Genomic DNA, 16,890 nt, shown 5'->3' on the forward strand with positions numbered 1-16,890 from the left:
GTTTCCAATACTCAGTCTTTATTAATATGGCTTAGGACGAACTTCGTATCTGAGAAGCGCTTATTTGATGCAGAAAGTATATTAGCCAATTACTTACTATTCACTATAGTTTTATACAAAATAATTAATTCTGTTTTATCGGGGTAAATTTCAAAGCTTTACCCCTAAGTTTATTGACGAATCTAACTTATTTAACACAAGACGAATAAGCTGTTGGACAAGCAGGATTCAATCCACCCGCAGGAGCATTTTTTTGCGCATTCATGTTTAAAACTTCCAATACCTGCGCATAATGTGTTTCACGAGTCCAGAAGATATAGTTAGCATGCAGGGTATCTCTCGCAAAAGCCAGAATCTGAGAAATAGTTGGCACATAACCAGTTCCATCGCCTTTCGTGTTTTTATAATTATTTGACATAACCGTGGGAACCATGGGAATGATGCCAGCAAAGTCTGAATAGTAATTATAAACTCCCTGGCTGGGGTCATATTTTGTAGCTTTAAAGAGCAAGCCTTTTTCCTCGATAAAAGTATCTGGGCTACTCAATGCCGTCCCAATATCTTTGAGGCCTGTCACGAATGATGCGAGAATTGGACGTGGATAATTTACTTCCTGAATTGTCATTGTATTGGGAAAAAACAAGCGCATTTGCTTTTGCACATTGAGCTTATTGTTATAAAATGCAGTTACCTGTGCATTTGAGAGAGGTGCAATAGGTTGACCCATAGCGGTTTCTATCATGCTGATACCCTCAAAGTAAGGGTGGGAGTTGTAACGCGTCCCCATGGCCTTAAATAAGGCAATCAGGCGATTCTGTACTTGTAAATTCCATAACTTAATATTACGCCCGGTTACGACTGTGTTTCCATAATCACTAATATCATATTCACCGCCATCATATTCAGCTGTTTTCATGTAACTTGGCACAACTTGTCTTTTATTGAATGATTTTGTCTGTACCTGAATAACCAAGCGTTTCCCTCTGGCGGACAGTTCAGCAAGACGTTTATCAATGGATGAAAAATCATATACACCTTTTGATTTTTCCAGATCATTCCAAAAATACCGGATCATCATTCCTTGCAATGCAGGTGTGGCATCAAGCTCACTATATACCTGTGCTAAGTATGTGGCATTGTTTTTGCTAGCACCCTTGATTATGTAATAGTGACCTGGATGCCATTTGACTGCGGTGGGGTCTGTCGTTGCTGCTATTGCGTTCAAGGGAGCTAAAACTATACTGAAAATAAAAATTAGTGAGGCTAATAAAATATTTGCTTGCTTCTTAATTGTGTGGGCAGTTAATGTTATCGAATTGATAGCTGCTAGTTGATCATTGCTTTTCATAAATAATTCCTTCTTAAAGTTTCAAGAGAGGAACTGCATGGATACGCTTTGAAGTTTAATTACTCGTGGCTTGTTCACTAATGTGATTAAGTGAACAAGTTGCGTTATCTGGCAGTCCTGCTATCATTGGGATAATTATCCCTTTAGATCAGTGACTTTGCGCCCCCTGCTTTCACAGGGTTTGCCTTTTTCATATTACAATGCTAATTAAGCACAAACTGTGCCATAATTAAATTTCTCACGATATAAAGCCGTTCCTCCTAGGGTAATGAATGCCTCGTGAATATTGATATACAGGGAAACTAAAGAGAAAATTCCTACACGTAAAAAAGAAGCTATTTCTGTGAAATGCTATTTCCTCCCTTTGCCGAACGAAAAAAATGACATTTTTTGTCACATCTGGACAAAAAATATGGATGCCATAAGTATCTTACACATAAAGATTTGGTATATCGTCATACATGATTTTTTAAATCTACAATTGATGTGATTACACTAAAGCAGGAAATTTAACGTCTTCCATCATACCAAATTGGCAATTTCTTCTTGTTTTGCAATGTCTTGCGTGGACTAAGTAAGACGCTAAGGAGCTGTGCGGCCATTTCTCGGCCTGTGTACAGTTTTACCTTGCGAGGTGACGTGACGAGTGGGTGGCGAGTGAGGATAGTAAACTTTAAATCGTGTTTGCGGCCCCATTTCTTGAGCAGTTGACTCAAATCGATTTCATCAGCGGCGAATAATTCCTGGTTAAATCCACCTACGTCGCGAAATGCATCGGCTCGGCATACGACCAAGGCACCGGAAGCCCAGTGGAATGTGACCGATAGCGTAGTCCATAATTGTAGCGCGACGTTACTCCACCATGGCAGATCTGGCATGTACATAACACTACCGCAACCAACGTATTTTCCGCTTTCGATCATTTGTAGGATATCGACGATCATACTGGGATTCAACAAACTGTCGGCATCGACAAATAGCAACCAATCACCAGTTGCGACTGACGCGTCGGTGTTGCGAGCGCGGCCTATTTGATTGATTGCTTCAAACACTACTTTCGCACCGGCTAATTTGGCCAGTTCTGCGGTTTTATCGGTTGAATTGTTATCGACGACGATAACTTCATGGGTAAAATCGAATTCTGAGTTGGCATTGATTGATTCTTGGATAGAATTCAAACAATCTCCAATCAATAGTTCTTCGTTAAAAGCGGGTATAACAATGGATAGGTGCATAAGTAGCCACAAAGATTTCGGTAATAAGAATATTATCGCTTCAATTCAACTAAACCAGGTTGATTCTCATTGCGAGCATGGCCATAAATCTATTATATTGTGTAATAAGTATTTTTCACTATGCTCGGAAACGCAATTTGGATCTTCAGATTTGCTTATATGTTTGATAGGGGAACAGATATTGTCTGTCCTCCGTTGCAGTATTAGAATTCTCCTGATTTGATATAAGGTTGTGATCAAAGAATCACTTGCATCAGCACCGATTTACGCCATGCGTCTTGCATGCTATCCACTTCGTCTCGGGAATGGCCACCTTTTCCCAGGAACGGACGCAGCGTGGTGGTAATTGGGATCAGCAGCGCAAAAATGTAGTGCACATGAATGATCGGTACGGACTTAACGTTGTCGGTAGTGTTTTTCTTAGAACTGTGATGGCGCAATCCGATTTCGTACTGATAATTGAGTCAGTCTTGGTTGTACTCGGCGTTGGCGGTATCGAGAATCCATTGTCCGAAGCGTTTGCGCACGCCAGCGACATTTTTAGATAACGTATATCGTCTTCGTCAAACAGGCTGGCTTGTTTCAGTTTGGCAAAATCATCCATGGATACGGGAGATTTTTGCAGCGAAGCGCTGCCATAGTTATAACCTGGTATATGGTTTGTCATAAGGCTTCCTTGTGAACTGTTAAGCATCGTAGCATGAAATGATCAATTTTGTTCTATGTGACTGATATCATGAAGCTATGCAATGAATGATAATGAATTGCAAATAATTTGATTGCGTATATGAACGGCACTCGCGATGCGGATTTTACAGGAATGATTATTCATTCGGGTATGGTTTTAGGATTAACCATGGGGAATGCTTAATAAATCATCCAGCCATACTTTCCAGCGTTGATATTTCTTCATGAGTGCGGTATTTGCCTGTTTACTTTCTATTTTCTGCATTTCTCGGTGGCAGGTTGTTCTAAATCCGCAAGCCATCAGGGCGGCACCTTGCAGGCTGGTTTCTTTTTGCTGCAAATGATAAACCGGAAAGGTAACACATTGTGCGATACCCAGTTGCAGGCAAGGTAATTCGGATAATCCACCGGACAAATAGACCTGGGTTAGCGATGCATGCCGGTGAAATTCTTCCAGGATACGTGCAACCCGGAAAATAATTGCTTCAAATAACAGTGAGACGATTTGTGATGGAGTTAAATCTGCAATGGATTGGGAGAAATGGATACCCCAATCCTTGCGGAAATAGGGCGAACCTAGGCCACTGGGCTCTGCCAGGCAAAAAATATTGCTGTCCGCCAGATCTTCGATGCAACATTCATTTGTCGGATAGGGTGCAAGTGCGGAGGAAATGGAATTGAGCGTACCTTCGATAGCAAATTGTGCTTGCTGGTTTTCGTTTTGGTAAACCAGAGTTTGCAAATAACCATTAAACGCCGTTTCTTCCTGGCCAAGTGAACGAATCACAAAACCACCAGTGCCTAGATTAACCAAAGCCTCGCTTTGATTGTTAGTTAAGCTGGCAATCAAAGCGGCCGATTGATCGCCTACGCTGGCTTGTAGCATCAATCCATTATTTAAAGACAAATTCAAACTGATTGATGGTTTGATTTGCGGCAGAATTGAATGTGGGATATCAAATAATTGACATAAAGCATCTGACCACTGTTGTTGATGGATATCCATTAGGAGCGTGCGTGCGGCCATTGATGCATCGGTGATAAAATGCTGTTTATCTGTCCAACGCCAGATCAAAAAAGTATCCAGTGTGCCGGTTAGCCATTTACCTCGAATAAGCTTTTCTCGCCATTCAGCATTTTCCTGCAGTAAAACACTGAGCTTAGGTGCGAAGTAATAAGGCGTTAGGCGTAAGCCGGTGAGTTTGTGAATGGTATCTGAAGATATCTGCAAGCGATCACAACAACTCACACCGCGGTCATCTTGCCAGGAGATTAATGGTGTTACCGGTTCGCCACTGTTTTTATCCCAGAGCAGGAAAGACGAACGTTGGCTGCACAATCCTAACGGCGGATTGATATGGGTTTGTGCAAGGCATTCTTTGAGAACCTGTTCAGCAGTTGTAACATAGTGCAGCGCGTTGCTTTCGTATCTTCCATTGTCGTTGTCGATGACAGGTGCCGGTTGAGTGACAATGTGCTGGACAGCCCCTTGACGATCCATCAAGGCAGCTTTGATGGATGTTGTACCCAAGTCAAGCGCGATTGCTGCAATCACCACACACCTCCGTATTTGTTGCAATGTGTGATTTCCTGGGCAATCTGCTCATTGTTCCAGCTTAATGTATCAGCTATGCGCTGAGCAATTTGCAGTAATTGATCTTCAGTTAGTTTTGCCAGAATGAGTAGTGGCAGGCGGCGGCGCAGCAAATCATCCAGATGGATCACCATCTCTGTTGCGGCGCAATGCATCAAGTCAGCATGGACAAATGGTAGCGAAGGAATAATGCGTTGCGCCAAATCAGGATCTCTCTCGATACTCCGGAAAATTTCCATGATGCGCACACCGTGACGACGCAACAGCCATTGTGCGCTTTCCTCATCAATGCCTAATAGCGCAGCTCGGTCAGATATATGGGCAGACCAAGCCGTGAAATTCTCTTGTGGTGCCCAAGGGAATAATCGGTCCTGTGTGGCACAGGGCAGTGAAACACCCAGTTGTGCGCATACTGCATCAACGATACTTGCAGCATCCTGGCGTGACGAAGTGATTTTACCGCCGACAGAATAGTGCACACCATTGAGTGCGGATTTTAACTCCCAATCGCGGCTGATTGCTGAAGGTGGACTGGAGGCGGATGTTGAAGTATTTTGCTTAAAAACCCGTAAACCGGCAAAGCTACCGATGATATCGCTTCGTGTCCACGGTGTTTTTAGATAATTATTGGCAGCGTCGAGTAAATAATCGATATCGCTGTCTTCAATGGTGACTCGTTCCACATCACCATTGAAATCGGTATCGGTTGTTCCAAGTAGCGTTAAACCATACCATGGGATCATAAAAAATACTCTACCATCCGATGGAGCGGTCAGTAATAAAGCTTCAGCATCCAATGCGACAGGCATGATGAGATGAATGCCCTTGGCGAGACGGCACCATGTTTTACTGGACGTTTCTTTTTTCAGCCACTGTCCGGTAGTAAAAACAATTTGTTTTGCGCCGATTTGTTGCTTTTTCTGAGTAAGTTGATCTTGAATGATTGCGCCATCGACCTTGCCATTTGTTTCTGATAGTTCAACCAATCGGCAATAATTGACGCAGCAGGCATCCGCATCCATCGCGCCGGCAATCAATTCCAATACTAGGCGTGCGTCATCGGTTTGCGCATCGGCGTAGGTGAATCCCCCTTTCAGCGTATCTTCCTTGATGATGGGAAAATGTGCGCTAAATTGTTTAGCATCGAAATAACAGTGATGCATGGACGGACTTGTTTCGCTCGCCAGGATATCGTATAAAGATAAACCTAGTTTCAATTGCAACCGGTTGATGCGTTGTTGCGCGAAAACCGGAACGCCAAAGTGCAGCGGCCATACACGGTGAGGCGCTGCGTGCAATAACATGGCTCGTTCTCGGAGTGATTTTCTGACCAACTTGAAATCATAGGTTTCCAGGTAACGCAAACCACCATGAATTAATTTGGTCGATGCTGAGGACGTCCCGCTGCCCCAATCATTTTGTTCAACGACAGCCACTTTTAGTCCGCGAAGTGCAGCATCATACGCTGTCCAGGCACCATAAATGCCACCACCACAAATCAAAAGATCAAAGGATTGAGCGGATAATGCTGCAAAATTCCGTTTCATTGATCGCGTAGTATCAGCGCTTCATTAGGTAAATCGCTGATCAGCATATCAACGCCCAGTAGCAGGGCTTTAGTGATCTCAACATCGTTGTTGCAGGTATATACGCCGACACATTTGCGGTGATCATGCAATAAATCGACGATTGCTTGCTCGGTGCTTGAAATCGGTAGACAAAAGCCATATAGAAAAGCATGGGTAGTGAGTAATCGGCATGCATCGGTGATTGTTTGGTCGGTTTCAAAGTTGTATATCAGTGGAGTTTCTGATCGGTAGCGGTGAGCATATTCCAGACTCGCAAGATTGAAGGAGGAAACCAGTGGATTCTGATCAGGGTTGCTGCCTATCAGATCAAGTATCTGACGAATTTTTGTTTGGTGACGGGCAAGCGGTTCCCAGTCACGATTTTTGACTTCGATCAATAATTGGCAGCGTTCACGGTAGGCAATTAGAAGGTCCTGCAGAGTCATGATGCCTTCATTCTCGGAATCTGGATTAATCAGAGTTTGTAGTTGCTGATAATCGAAATCGTCAATGCGTTTATCGTTCATCCCGACTTTATCGAGAAAGCGATCATGCCACAGAACGGTAACTTCATCCCGGCTCAACTGCACATCGGTTTCAATGCCGTCAATGGCATATCGTAATGCTTTATCAAAAGCACTACGGGTATTTTCCATCGCCTCTCGATTTGCACCGCGATGTGCGAACACCTTGCATTTTTTAGATGGGGAGCCGTTATTATGTTCAAACATCGTGTTTATGAGTGTTGTTGGAAGATTATTGAGCGACTTTCAGCTGCTCAACGATGGCAGGATCTTTGGCAATTTCAGCCGCAGTTTTTCCAGTATTACTTTTGATTTTTATGTCAGCACCTTTGTCCAATAACACTTTTACCGCATCGGCATGGTCGTGCAACCCTGCCCACATTAATGCAGTTACACCATCGTCATTTTGCTGATTAATATTTGCGCCGTTATCCAGTAAGATTTCTATAGCGGATACGTGTCCGTTTTGCGCAGCCAGAATTAACGGAGTAAATCCATTATTGGCTTTATGATTAACGACGGCACCGTGTTTGATGAGAGTCTTAACTACTTCGGAATTACCCATTAATGCCGCTAAAATCAGTGGCGTTGCGTCATTCGTGTCTATTACGTCAACTTTGGCGCCCTTTGCCAGCAGGGCATTGACAATATCAAGATGACCGTTTTGTGCAGCGACATACAATGGAGTGGTATTGTTGATGGCTAATAGATCAACGGGTGCATTTTTGGCTAATAAAGCTTCGACGATTGCCGTGTGTCCATTTCTCGCAGCCATATACAGCGCCGTGGTATTGTCGGATGCCTGCGCATCAATTTTTGCGTCTTTAGCCAGGAGCTTGTCGACAATGTCGCTTCTGCCTTCCAGCGCGGCTATGATTAAGGCAGTAAGTTTTTCTTGGGTTTGTAAATGGATATCTGCGCCTTTTTCCAATAGCGTATCTACGATCGCATCATGACCTTTTTGTATTGCCAGCATCAACGGTGTGATACCGTCGGTGGTTGGTGCATTAATATCTGCACCTTTAGCTAACAGCATGTTAACAATATCCGCATAACCATTTTTTGCAGCAATGGTTAATGCGGTTACATCACCGGCGTTTTTTATAGTTACATCAGCATTCTTTTCCAGCAGCTGATCGACGATATCGGTATGTCCGAATTGGGAAGCGATGATCAGCGCGGTAAACCCCATTTCATTTTGATAATTAACATTGACGCCTTTATCCAATAATTGTTTGATGATTTCTGTATTTCCGGAAAATGCAGCTTTGAGGAATTCACTTTCATCTTCAGTTGCAACTGCAGCATGTGCAAAAGATGTCAATAGTATGTTGAGTATGATTACGCGTATGAAAAAATTGTACATTGTATTGATTGAGTATTTTATATAATTCATTGATTACACCTATATCGGACTTGTTATTATCAACTATCGGAGTTATTTATGGGATGCAGTGATCTATGCAACATACATTGAAATAGATTAGGCCTCATTGATAATATTTTAACTCAGAAATATCTATTTTTAGGTTTAATTGGTTGTGAACATGAGCATTCTGATTTTAAGAATTAAATAGCAGCAAGGTATATAAAGATGCTTCTTGATACTTTTCTTATTAATGGTTAAGGTTCGATAACTATGCATGATTGGATCATTCCTGATTGGCCTGCGCCCAGCAATGTGAAGTCGCTATTTACCACTCGCACAGGTGGAGTGAGTCATGGTGCGAATGGCGTTTATAATTCGCTAAACTTGGGCATGCACGTTAAAGATAACTTGGTGGATGTGACACATAACCGAGCTTTATTACGTCACCATTTACCGGCTGTGCCTAGGTGGCTGAAACAGGTGCACGGAACAGTGCCGATTTCGATAGATCATTTGACAGAGACCACTCCAGAAGGAGATGCAGTTTATAGTCGTAAACGAAATACAGTATGCGCTGTAATGGTTGCCGATTGTTTGCCGGTACTTTTATGTAATACAGCGGGTACCGCGGTGGGTATTGTGCATGCCGGTTGGCGTGGTCTCTCTGGAGGAATTATTGAAAAATCTATTGAAGCTATGCAAATGGACCATGGTGAACTAATGGCGTGGTTGGGACCGGCAATAGGTCCGAATCACTTTGAGGTCGGTACGGATGTTTATGAAGCCTTTGTCCAGCATGATGCGCAAGCGAAACAAGCATTTGTGACCAGGAACGGTCAACAAGGAAAGAAATGGTTAACGGATATTTTTCTTTTGGCACGGCAACGTTTGGTAAATAGTGGCATTGTTCGCATTTATGGCGGAGGAGTCTGTACGTACAGCGATCCTTTGCGCTTCTATTCGTATCGTAGGGATGGCGAAACTGGACGCATGGCAGCATTAATCTGGTTTGAGTAAAACTTGTTTAACTTGTTATTTATTACAGTGCAACAGCGTATAATCCCGCCTTTCATTTTTAATTCATGTTATGTCAACACTTACCTGGATTATTGCTGCCAGTTTGCTGGGCGGGGTTTTGAGTTTAATGCTTGCCGCAATACTGGCGTTCAAGGCCCGGGTATCTTGGCTTTCAATCCTGATATCATATGCCATAGGCGCATTATTGGGTGTCGCTTTTTTGAATACTCTGCCAGAAGCGCTTGAACATGCAGATAATCCAACACAAGTAACTGTCTTTGTATTATTCGGTATCTTAGTCTTTTTTATTCTGGAAAAACTGGTGTTATGGCGACACTGTCATGTGGCCGATTGTGAAGCACATGATCCACTTCAGAGCATTGCGGCAACTCCAGCCAATCATCATGATCACGATCATGGACGTAGTGGAATTATGGTGATTGTAGGGGATACCTTTCATAATTTTGTCGATGGCATTCTGATAGCAGCTTCTTTTATGGTCGATGTGCAACTGGGTATTGTGACGTCGATTGCAATTATTGCGCACGAAATACCGCAGGAAGCGGGAGATTTTATTATATTGCTGAATTCTGGCTATACACGGCGCATGGCGTTTCTGATGAATTTATTGTCCAGCTTTGCAACCCTAGTAGGAGGTGTGCTGGCGTATTTTATGCTGAATGAAATGGATTTTTTAATCCTGCCATTATTAGGAATTGCGTCGGCCAGTATGATTTATGTAGCCATGTCGGATCTGATTCCGGGGTTGCATAAACGCCCCGAGATTCATGCTACCATCCAGCAAGTAATTCTTATTTTGCTGGGGATTGCTTCCATTTGGATGGTGGGAAATATTTTTCCCCATACCTAACCGAGCGCAGTGATGACATCATGCGAAGAAATTTTTGAGAATTTTTATGATTAAACGATTATTTACGATATTCCTGCTATTGTTTTATTCCAGCATAATGTATGCCGATGATCGCGATATTCTCGAAAAGGTTGAAAGTAGCGCACGCTCATGGTTGGGATTGGTTGACAGTGGGCACTATAAAGAAAGCTGGGAAAATTCATCTCCACTATTAAGAGCTAAAACATCCGAAACGGAATGGATCAAATTAATGACTGCAATCAGATCGCCACGCGGTGTCATGAGCTCCCGATTTATAGCGACAGCAGGCGCAACGAACTCATTATCTGGATTTCCTGAAGGCAATTATGTGATTCTCCAGTTCTACACGATTTTTACTGAGAAAGGTTTGGTTCTAGAGACAGTTACCTTAGCCAAGGATCAAGATGAGAAATGGCAGATTTCTGAATACGCGATCAAATAAGAGTGGTATAAAATAATCGAATTACAGTGTTTCCACTATGCTTGTGAAGTTGTACTGATAATGATTGAACTTTAATGTTGTTCCAGAATTACTGATAATTAATTCCCTTGAATCCCTGGGAAATCCGGTAGTATACCCGACGCACAGGCACACCGTGGCGCTCGATTACACAATATTCGATCGCTCCGGGTTGATCAAGCATTGTCTTAACATCAATGTCCGGCCGTATTTTTTCTAAATGACGGCGTTTCATTCCAACCTGTATTATTGGTCGATCGGTAGGGTTTTGTGAAGGAAACCAGAATTCATACATGGCGCCGCTACCACCAAACATATTACGAGAGCGAATATCCAGTTGTGCGTCGCTGTGCGTATAAAAATATAGCGCACTGGCAACGGACCATTTGCTCATACCTACAATAATAGGCTCTTTACTGGTTTGATTTCTGACTTCAGCTGCGATTTGCTCGATTTCAGAGGCAGTTTCGCGCCAGAAATAGTGTTCTGTGAATAAATGATAGGGTATGCCTGGTATTCCCAGCACGACATAATGCAGCAAAAAGGCATAACTAAAGATGCAGGTAACAATAGTCAGCCGCCAGGCTGTCTGGATACGTTTGAACTCAGCGCTCAGATGATCCGTATGAACGATCATCCAGGCAATGGTTGGTAATAGGGCAAGCCAGATCGGGGCGGTCCAGTGAAATCGAGGGGCGTCAAAAGTACTGAGTATGAAGCAGACGAATAGTGGAGTGCCAGCGAAAACCTGTACAAATAAATGGCGTCTGCGCTCAAGCTGCTGAGACTCAGGTCGTTTGGTAAAGAATAGGGCGAATATTGCTGCAAGAAACCCAATAGGAGTTAGTAAAATGATAATGTGGAGAACGAGTAAATGAACTGCGAATTTATAGTCATCCGCCAGTACCCGGTTCGACTGGAATGCAAAGGATATCCAGTCATTTTGATAGTTCCAGATAATTACCGGTGAAAATATAAGTAAAGACAGTAGTGTTGTCAAATAGGGGTGAGGACGTTTCATCCAACGACGTGCTGTCGGATCTATGATTACAAATACCAGTGCGGCTAAACCCAGCAATCCCAGAGAGTATTTTGACAGCAACCCGAGACCGAATGCAATTCCCATTCCTAGCCAAGCCGAATTTTGGTGAGCGACCAGTGCGCGTTCCATGTAATAAAGCGTGGCGGCCCAGGCTGCCATTAATGGCGCGTCGGGGATCATTAGCAGACCAGAAGTGAATCCAATCGGCAGGATAGCCAATAATAATATTGTACGCATTGCAGTGGATTTATCATACAAGTTCTGTGCCAATGCGTACAAATAACCCATTGTCATAAAACCACAAAAAAGTGAACCAATGCGGATGCCGAATTCATTGTGCCCTAGAATTGATGTGCCGATCCAGATTAACCAAGCAACGGCGGGCGGGTGATCATAAAAACTGAGATCCATGTGTTGCGCATATTGCCAATAATAAGTCTCATCTGGAATGAGTTGCGCCAAGCCAAAATAAACCAATCTTAACGATATGACGAACAATACAATGCCAATTGCCGCTGTGCGCCAGCGTATATCCAGAGATGGAGGCTCTTTTTTATTAGGAAATACATAAAAGGCAGAACCCAGATAATTTACTGCTGCTGTAGTGATAATGGCTGGAAAAATGGCGAATAAAGGCGGCACGTGACAAAGGTAGACCAGAAAAGCCAGTACTCCACCGCGTAGTAATAACGCCAGTGCGCCAACGGTTAGGAATCGGCCAAACTGATGCCAATAAAGATAACCTGCATGGTGCTCACGAAATGACCATTTTGAATTAAAAGTATAGTTTACGGTTGCTGCAAAAAAAAAACTGACGAAATGAGCTAAAGCGAGTCCTGCATCACGACTGAGCATCCATTGAAATACAAATGCATCAATCAATACACCGAATAATCCAACCGCTGCAAAACGTCCTGCTGTGTTAAGTGTGACTGTTCCGCCTGCCAATGTGATCAGGCGCTGCAAGTAGGCCTGCTGGTGAAATAACGATAACTTGGAAGTGCCGTGTGTACGGTCTCGAAAGCAAATAGGAATCTCTGTAACACGAATTTTGCCTTGGTTGGCCATTAGCAGCTCAAGCAAGATCTTGTAACCAAGTGCATGATCCGAGATGTTTGAGGCCAACTCACGGCGGAATGCGAAGAAACCGGAAGTGGCGTCATTTACATCACAAATAGGACGTGCTATCCATCCACCAATGCGGGATAAAAGCTGCCGGTACAACGGCCAGTTTTCGGTGCTGCCTCCGGTAATGTAGCGACTGCCAACGACAACATCATAGGAATTATTGAGTATCGGAGTGATAACAGCAGATAATTGTTCGGGTGGATGACTGAGATCGGCATCCATAATGACAATGACATTGCTCTTAGCTGCAGCAACGCCAGTTAGTATCGAGGCGGATAGATCCGGTTCTTCTCGGCGTTCGATCAGACGGATATTTGATTGTTTTGCCCAGTCACGAACCTTATTCGGGGTGCCATCAGTGGAACCATCATCAACAACAATTATTTCAAAAGAATCTGGAATAAAGTCCAAGGCATAAATGCGAGTTAGAAGTAAATCAATATTCTCTGATTCATTCAACGTGGGTACTATGATGGAAAATAGTGTCATGTAACTGTTAGGTTAAGTGATGCTTGATTAATAGCAACATAGTATTATTTTTGTTGTTTTTGGTATTTGGCTACTGCTTTATTGTGATCCGTTAGGTTAGTGGAAAACTGAGATTCTCCATTACCTTTTGCAACAAAATAAAGCGCATCAGTTTCAGTCGGATTAAGAGCGGCACGAATTGAGGCAAGACCCGGCATGGCAATGGGAGTGGGCGGTAGACCTGTTCGAGTATAAGTATTGTATTCTTGATCGGTTAATAAATCCTTTTTACGCAAATTACCATCAAATTGTTGGCCTAAACCATAAATGATGGTCGGATCGGTCTGTAAGCGCATACCTTTGCGTAATCGGTTAATAAATACACCTGCTATTTCAGCGCGATCACTTTCCAAGCCAGTTTCTTTTTCTATTATGGAAGCAAGTATAAGTGCCTCATAAGGCGTGGCTAATGGCAGCGATGCTGCACGAGCTGACCACGTATTTAGCAAGTTGTTTTGCATGGCCTGATAGGCGCGCTGCAGAATTTCTATATCACTACTATTTCTAACAAAATAATAGGTATCTGGGAAAAACAATCCCTCAGCAGCGGTTTCTGATGCGCCAATTAAGTGCAGGATTTCCTGTTCAGTTAATCCTGCCGTAAGATTTTTTATTGCTGAGTGCTCATTCAAGACTTGTCTTATTTGAGCGAACGTCCATCCCTCAATGAATCTTATTTCATTCTGTATGACGTCGCCGTTAGTTAGAGTTTTTAATAATGCAATTTGTGTGAGATTCTCTGTGAATCGATAATCGCCTGCTTTGATTGCAGATTCCTGATTCAGATAGCGTGCTAGTAGAATAAATGTCCATTTATTTAGAAGAATCCCCGCATCTTCTAGTTGCTGAGAAACTTGTTTTAAGTTGGCTCCAGTTGGAATGGATATTTCATAAGGAATCGCAGGGAGCCTTACAACTGAGTGAACATGCAAATAGAGCCATGAAATAAGCAAAATAACTATTATTGCGCCAGAAAAAAGTAGGCGTTTTAGCTTATGCATGCGCCATTGGATAAAATTTATATACGACGGAAAACGAGTGTTCCGTTGGTTCCTCCAAACCCGAAGGAGTTTGATAGTGCGACTCTAATATCCATATTTCTAGCCGTGTTGGGGATATAATCAAGATCACATTGAGGATCTTGATTGACTAGATTAATTGTCGGTGGGGCAATTTGATGATGTATTGCTAATACCGAGAAAATAGCTTCTACACCACCAGCAGCACCCAACAAATGCCCCGTCATTGATTTTGTTGAATTGACAGCAAGCTTGCTGGCGTGATCACCAAAACAGCGTTTAACCGCGATAGTTTCAGCAATATCACCTAAGGGTGTCGATGTGCCATGTGCGTTAACGTAATCGACTTCGGTAGTGTTAATTCCGGCATATCCAAGTGCGTTGGACATGCAGCGTGCGGCGCCTTCACCATCGTCACAAGGTGCTGTCATATGAAATGCATCTGCGCTCATGCCGAAGCCGGCTAATTCCGCATAAATCTTAGCGCCACGGCGTTTGGCGTGCTCTATTTCTTCCAATACTAGAACTCCGGCACCTTCACCCAAGACGAAGCCGTCACGATCTATATCCCAAGGACGACTTGCAATTTCCGGTTCATTATTGTGTACAGACAAAGCCTTGGCGGCAGAAAATCCGCCGATAGCAAGCGGTGTTACACAAGATTCAGCGCCACCACATACCATAATATCGGCATCACCATATTCAATCATTCGTGCCGAGTGGCCTATGCTGTGTGTGGCCGTAGTACATGCTGTCACAATAGCTATGTTGGGTCCTTTATAGCCGTATCGAATGGATAAGTTACCCGCAATCATATTGATGATAGTGCTTGGTATAAAAAAAGGTGATATTTTCCTTGGACCACCAGCATGATATGCAATATCAGTATTCTCAATCATCGGCAATCCGCCAATACCTGAACCGATATTTACACCGATCTTTTCTGCATCTAACTGAGAAATGTCATCGATACCCGCATCTTTGACAGCTTGTATAGCTGCAGCCATACCATAATGAATAAAAATATCCATGCGGCGTGCTTCTTTGGCTGAGAGATATTGATGAATATCAAAATCTTTTACTTCACCAGCGATCTGTGAAGTAAAACTAGATGCATCAAAACGGGTAATCTTAGTAATGCCAGACTTTCCTGCGATAATGTTCTTCCAGGCGCTTGAAATCGTGCTTCCGACAGGTGACACTATACCCAATCCAGTTACTACTACCTTACGTTTGGACAAAATGACTCCACTTGCATGTACATAAAAAAACTAGAAATTAACCAGCGCTCGTGTTAGCGGTGACATAATCAATCGCTTCTTGAACGGTATTTATTTTTTCAGCTTGTTCGTCTGGAATTTCGCACTCGAATTCTTCTTCCAATGCCATGACCAGCTCTACTGTGTCGAGCGAATCAGCGCCCAAATCATTGACAAATGAAGATTCATTCTTAACTTCCGCTTCATTAACGCCAAGTTGTTCAGCTACAATCTTTTTAATGCGCTGCTCAATATTTTCCATCTAGGTATTTCCTTCTCAGGTAAGAAAAATTTATTTATTCTAACAAATTTTACATGCCAGCAAAATCGAAACATGGCTACAGGATGAAACTAATATCCGGCATCTGTTCGATGTTACCTTATAAAAAATGCTTTGTGATTGTTTTGTGATTAATTTACTTACAGTTAATTGAATCTTTCGATTTTTCTATATGCTAATCCATATACATTCCACCGTTAACATGAAGCGTTGTGCCTGTAATATAGCCTGCTGCAAAAGAAGCGAGGAACGCTACAGCTGAAGCGACCTCTTCAGGGTGTCCCAATCGCCCTAAGGGAACATGTTGAATCAAGTTTTGTTGAAGCTCATCCGACAGAGAGCGAGTCATATCCGTGTCAATAAAGCCTGGAGCAACACAGTTTACAGTAATATTTCGACTGCCTACTTCACGTGCCAATGATTTACTAAAACCAAATATCCCTGCTTTAGCAGCCGCATAGTTTGTTTGCCCTGTGTTTCCCATGGCACCGACAACAGATGAAATATTAATGATACGCCCATAACGAGCCTTCATCATGGTTCTAAGAACTGCACGGCTTAATCGAAATACTGATTTTAAGTCGGTTTCCATGATTTCGTCCCATTCTTCATCTTTCATACGAACAAGCAGGTTATCGCGCGTAATTCCAGCGTTATTTACCAATATTTCCACTTCGCCAAATTTTTCACGAATAGTTTGAATGACATGGTTGATTTGCTCAGCATCATTCACGTTTAAAATGACACCGGATCCTTTAATCCCAGCTTTCTCCAGGTATTGATCAATCGCAGCGACGCCACTTTCGGTGGTTGCTGTGCCGATAACTAGCGCACCTAACTGCCCTATCTTTAATGCGATAGCTTGTCCGATCCCTCGACTAGCGCCAGTTACTAAAGCAATTTTGTTTTCCAAGATCATATCTCCTTGCAAAGAGCCATG

15 protein-coding genes and 1 riboswitch are annotated in these 16,890 nt (G+C 42.9%); of the genes, 3 read left to right on the forward strand and 12 right to left on the reverse strand.

Translation table 11 applies throughout. The features are described from left to right. Positions 1–187 precede the first annotated feature (187 nt). The 7 genes from C7H79_RS12705 to C7H79_RS12735 form a co-directional block, all read right to left on the reverse strand. The gene (locus C7H79_RS12705; protein WP_106707627.1) at positions 188–1,348 is read right to left on the reverse strand and encodes a glycoside hydrolase; all 1,161 of its coding nucleotides are present in this window, start codon (positions 1,346–1,348) and stop codon (positions 188–190) included. Positions 1,349–1,455: 107 nt separating this feature from the next. Beyond that, a riboswitch (cyclic di-GMP riboswitch) is annotated at positions 1,456–1,544 on the reverse strand. Between the two features lie 313 nt (positions 1,545–1,857). Further along, positions 1,858–2,583 carry a glycosyltransferase gene (locus C7H79_RS12710; RefSeq protein WP_106707628.1) on the reverse strand — a complete coding sequence of 242 codons (726 nt, stop codon included), beginning with the start codon at positions 2,581–2,583 and terminating at the stop codon, positions 1,858–1,860. 352 nt (positions 2,584–2,935) lie between these two features. Further along, positions 2,936–3,250, reverse strand: coding sequence for a globin family protein (locus C7H79_RS12715; protein WP_242447282.1), 315 nt, complete (start codon positions 3,248–3,250; stop codon positions 2,936–2,938). A 183-nt stretch (positions 3,251–3,433) separates the two neighbouring features. Beyond that, positions 3,434–4,825, reverse strand: coding sequence for an FGGY family carbohydrate kinase (locus C7H79_RS12720; RefSeq protein ID WP_106707629.1), 1,392 nt, complete (start codon positions 4,823–4,825; stop codon positions 3,434–3,436). Then, entirely contained in the window at positions 4,822–6,411 is a 1,590-nt protein-coding gene (locus C7H79_RS12725) for a glycerol-3-phosphate dehydrogenase/oxidase (RefSeq protein ID WP_106707630.1), read from the reverse strand. The genes C7H79_RS12720 and C7H79_RS12725 overlap by 4 nt, the downstream gene beginning before the upstream one ends. Further along, positions 6,408–7,163, reverse strand: coding sequence for a glycerophosphodiester phosphodiesterase (locus C7H79_RS12730; protein WP_106707631.1), 756 nt, complete (start codon positions 7,161–7,163; stop codon positions 6,408–6,410). Before C7H79_RS12730 ends, C7H79_RS12725 begins: the two co-directional genes overlap by 4 nt. A gap of 25 nt (positions 7,164–7,188) precedes the next feature. Further along, positions 7,189–8,352 carry an ankyrin repeat domain-containing protein gene (locus C7H79_RS12735; protein WP_106707632.1) on the reverse strand — a complete coding sequence of 388 codons (1,164 nt, stop codon included), beginning with the start codon at positions 8,350–8,352 and terminating at the stop codon, positions 7,189–7,191. Between the two features lie 243 nt (positions 8,353–8,595). Between C7H79_RS12735 and pgeF the strand changes: the two genes are divergently transcribed. The 3 genes from pgeF to C7H79_RS12750 all read left to right on the forward strand — a co-directional run bounded on the left by pgeF (position 8,596) and on the right by C7H79_RS12750 (position 10,676). Next, positions 8,596–9,342 carry a peptidoglycan editing factor PgeF gene (gene pgeF / locus C7H79_RS12740; protein ID WP_106707633.1) on the forward strand — a complete coding sequence of 249 codons (747 nt, stop codon included), beginning with the start codon at positions 8,596–8,598 and terminating at the stop codon, positions 9,340–9,342. Positions 9,343–9,412: 70 nt separating this feature from the next. Continuing rightward, the gene (locus tag C7H79_RS12745) at positions 9,413–10,213 is read left to right on the forward strand and encodes a ZIP family metal transporter (RefSeq protein ID WP_106707634.1); all 801 of its coding nucleotides are present in this window, start codon (positions 9,413–9,415) and stop codon (positions 10,211–10,213) included. 46 nt (positions 10,214–10,259) lie between these two features. Further along, positions 10,260–10,676, forward strand: a complete 417-nt coding sequence (locus tag C7H79_RS12750; protein WP_106707635.1) for a DUF4019 domain-containing protein — start codon at positions 10,260–10,262, stop codon at positions 10,674–10,676. Between the two features lie 88 nt (positions 10,677–10,764). On the opposite strand, the gene C7H79_RS12755 is transcribed toward C7H79_RS12750, so the two are convergent. From C7H79_RS12755 to fabG, 5 genes are all read right to left on the reverse strand, one after another. Continuing rightward, positions 10,765–13,353: a glycosyltransferase family 39 protein gene (locus tag C7H79_RS12755; RefSeq protein ID WP_106707636.1), complete on the reverse strand. Its 2,589-nt coding sequence runs from the start codon at positions 13,351–13,353 to the stop codon at positions 10,765–10,767. 44 nt (positions 13,354–13,397) lie between these two features. Continuing rightward, entirely contained in the window at positions 13,398–14,393 is a 996-nt protein-coding gene (gene mltG, locus C7H79_RS12760; RefSeq protein WP_106707637.1) for an endolytic transglycosylase MltG, read from the reverse strand. A 17-nt stretch (positions 14,394–14,410) separates the two neighbouring features. After that, a complete protein-coding gene (gene fabF, locus C7H79_RS12765; protein WP_106707638.1) occupies positions 14,411–15,652 on the reverse strand; it encodes a beta-ketoacyl-ACP synthase II in 1,242 nt (413 codons plus the stop codon). A 37-nt stretch (positions 15,653–15,689) separates the two neighbouring features. Further along, positions 15,690–15,932, reverse strand: a complete 243-nt coding sequence (gene acpP / locus C7H79_RS12770) for an acyl carrier protein (protein ID WP_103965054.1) — start codon at positions 15,930–15,932, stop codon at positions 15,690–15,692. A 193-nt stretch (positions 15,933–16,125) separates the two neighbouring features. Beyond that, positions 16,126–16,869 (reverse strand): 3-oxoacyl-ACP reductase FabG, encoded by a 744-nt coding sequence (gene fabG / locus C7H79_RS12775; protein ID WP_106707648.1) that lies wholly within the window; start codon positions 16,867–16,869, stop codon positions 16,126–16,128. Between the last annotated feature and the right edge of the window lie 21 nt (positions 16,870–16,890).

The sequence above is a fragment of the Nitrosomonas supralitoralis genome (assembly GCF_003011925.2).
In the GTDB taxonomy this organism is placed as follows: Bacteria; Pseudomonadota; Gammaproteobacteria; order Burkholderiales; family Nitrosomonadaceae; genus Nitrosomonas; species Nitrosomonas supralitoralis.

What these genes read in the sequence shown, in the direction of transcription:
- pgeF (WP_106707633.1), top strand. Translation starts at nt 8,596, where the DNA reads ATGCATGATTGGATCATTCCTGATTGGCCTGCGCCCAGCAATGTGAAG.
- C7H79_RS12705 (WP_106707627.1), bottom strand. Translation starts at nt 1,348, where the DNA reads ATGAAAAGCAATGATCAACTAGCAGCTATCAATTCGATAACATTAACT.
- C7H79_RS12730 (WP_106707631.1), bottom strand. Translation starts at nt 7,163, where the DNA reads ATGTTTGAACATAATAACGGCTCCCCATCTAAAAAATGCAAGGTGTTC.
- C7H79_RS12725 (WP_106707630.1), bottom strand. Translation starts at nt 6,411, where the DNA reads ATGAAACGGAATTTTGCAGCATTATCCGCTCAATCCTTTGATCTTTTG.
- C7H79_RS12750 (WP_106707635.1), top strand. Translation starts at nt 10,260, where the DNA reads ATGATTAAACGATTATTTACGATATTCCTGCTATTGTTTTATTCCAGC.
- fabG (WP_106707648.1), bottom strand. Translation starts at nt 16,869, where the DNA reads ATGATCTTGGAAAACAAAATTGCTTTAGTAACTGGCGCTAGTCGAGGG.
- C7H79_RS12755 (WP_106707636.1), bottom strand. Translation starts at nt 13,353, where the DNA reads ATGACACTATTTTCCATCATAGTACCCACGTTGAATGAATCAGAGAAT.
- mltG (WP_106707637.1), bottom strand. Translation starts at nt 14,393, where the DNA reads ATGCATAAGCTAAAACGCCTACTTTTTTCTGGCGCAATAATAGTTATT.
- C7H79_RS12710 (WP_106707628.1), bottom strand. Translation starts at nt 2,583, where the DNA reads ATGCACCTATCCATTGTTATACCCGCTTTTAACGAAGAACTATTGATT.
- C7H79_RS12715 (WP_242447282.1), bottom strand. Translation starts at nt 3,250, where the DNA reads ATGACAAACCATATACCAGGTTATAACTATGGCAGCGCTTCGCTGCAA.
- C7H79_RS12735 (WP_106707632.1), bottom strand. Translation starts at nt 8,352, where the DNA reads ATGAATTATATAAAATACTCAATCAATACAATGTACAATTTTTTCATA.
- C7H79_RS12745 (WP_106707634.1), top strand. Translation starts at nt 9,413, where the DNA reads ATGTCAACACTTACCTGGATTATTGCTGCCAGTTTGCTGGGCGGGGTT.
- acpP (WP_103965054.1), bottom strand. Translation starts at nt 15,932, where the DNA reads ATGGAAAATATTGAGCAGCGCATTAAAAAGATTGTAGCTGAACAACTT.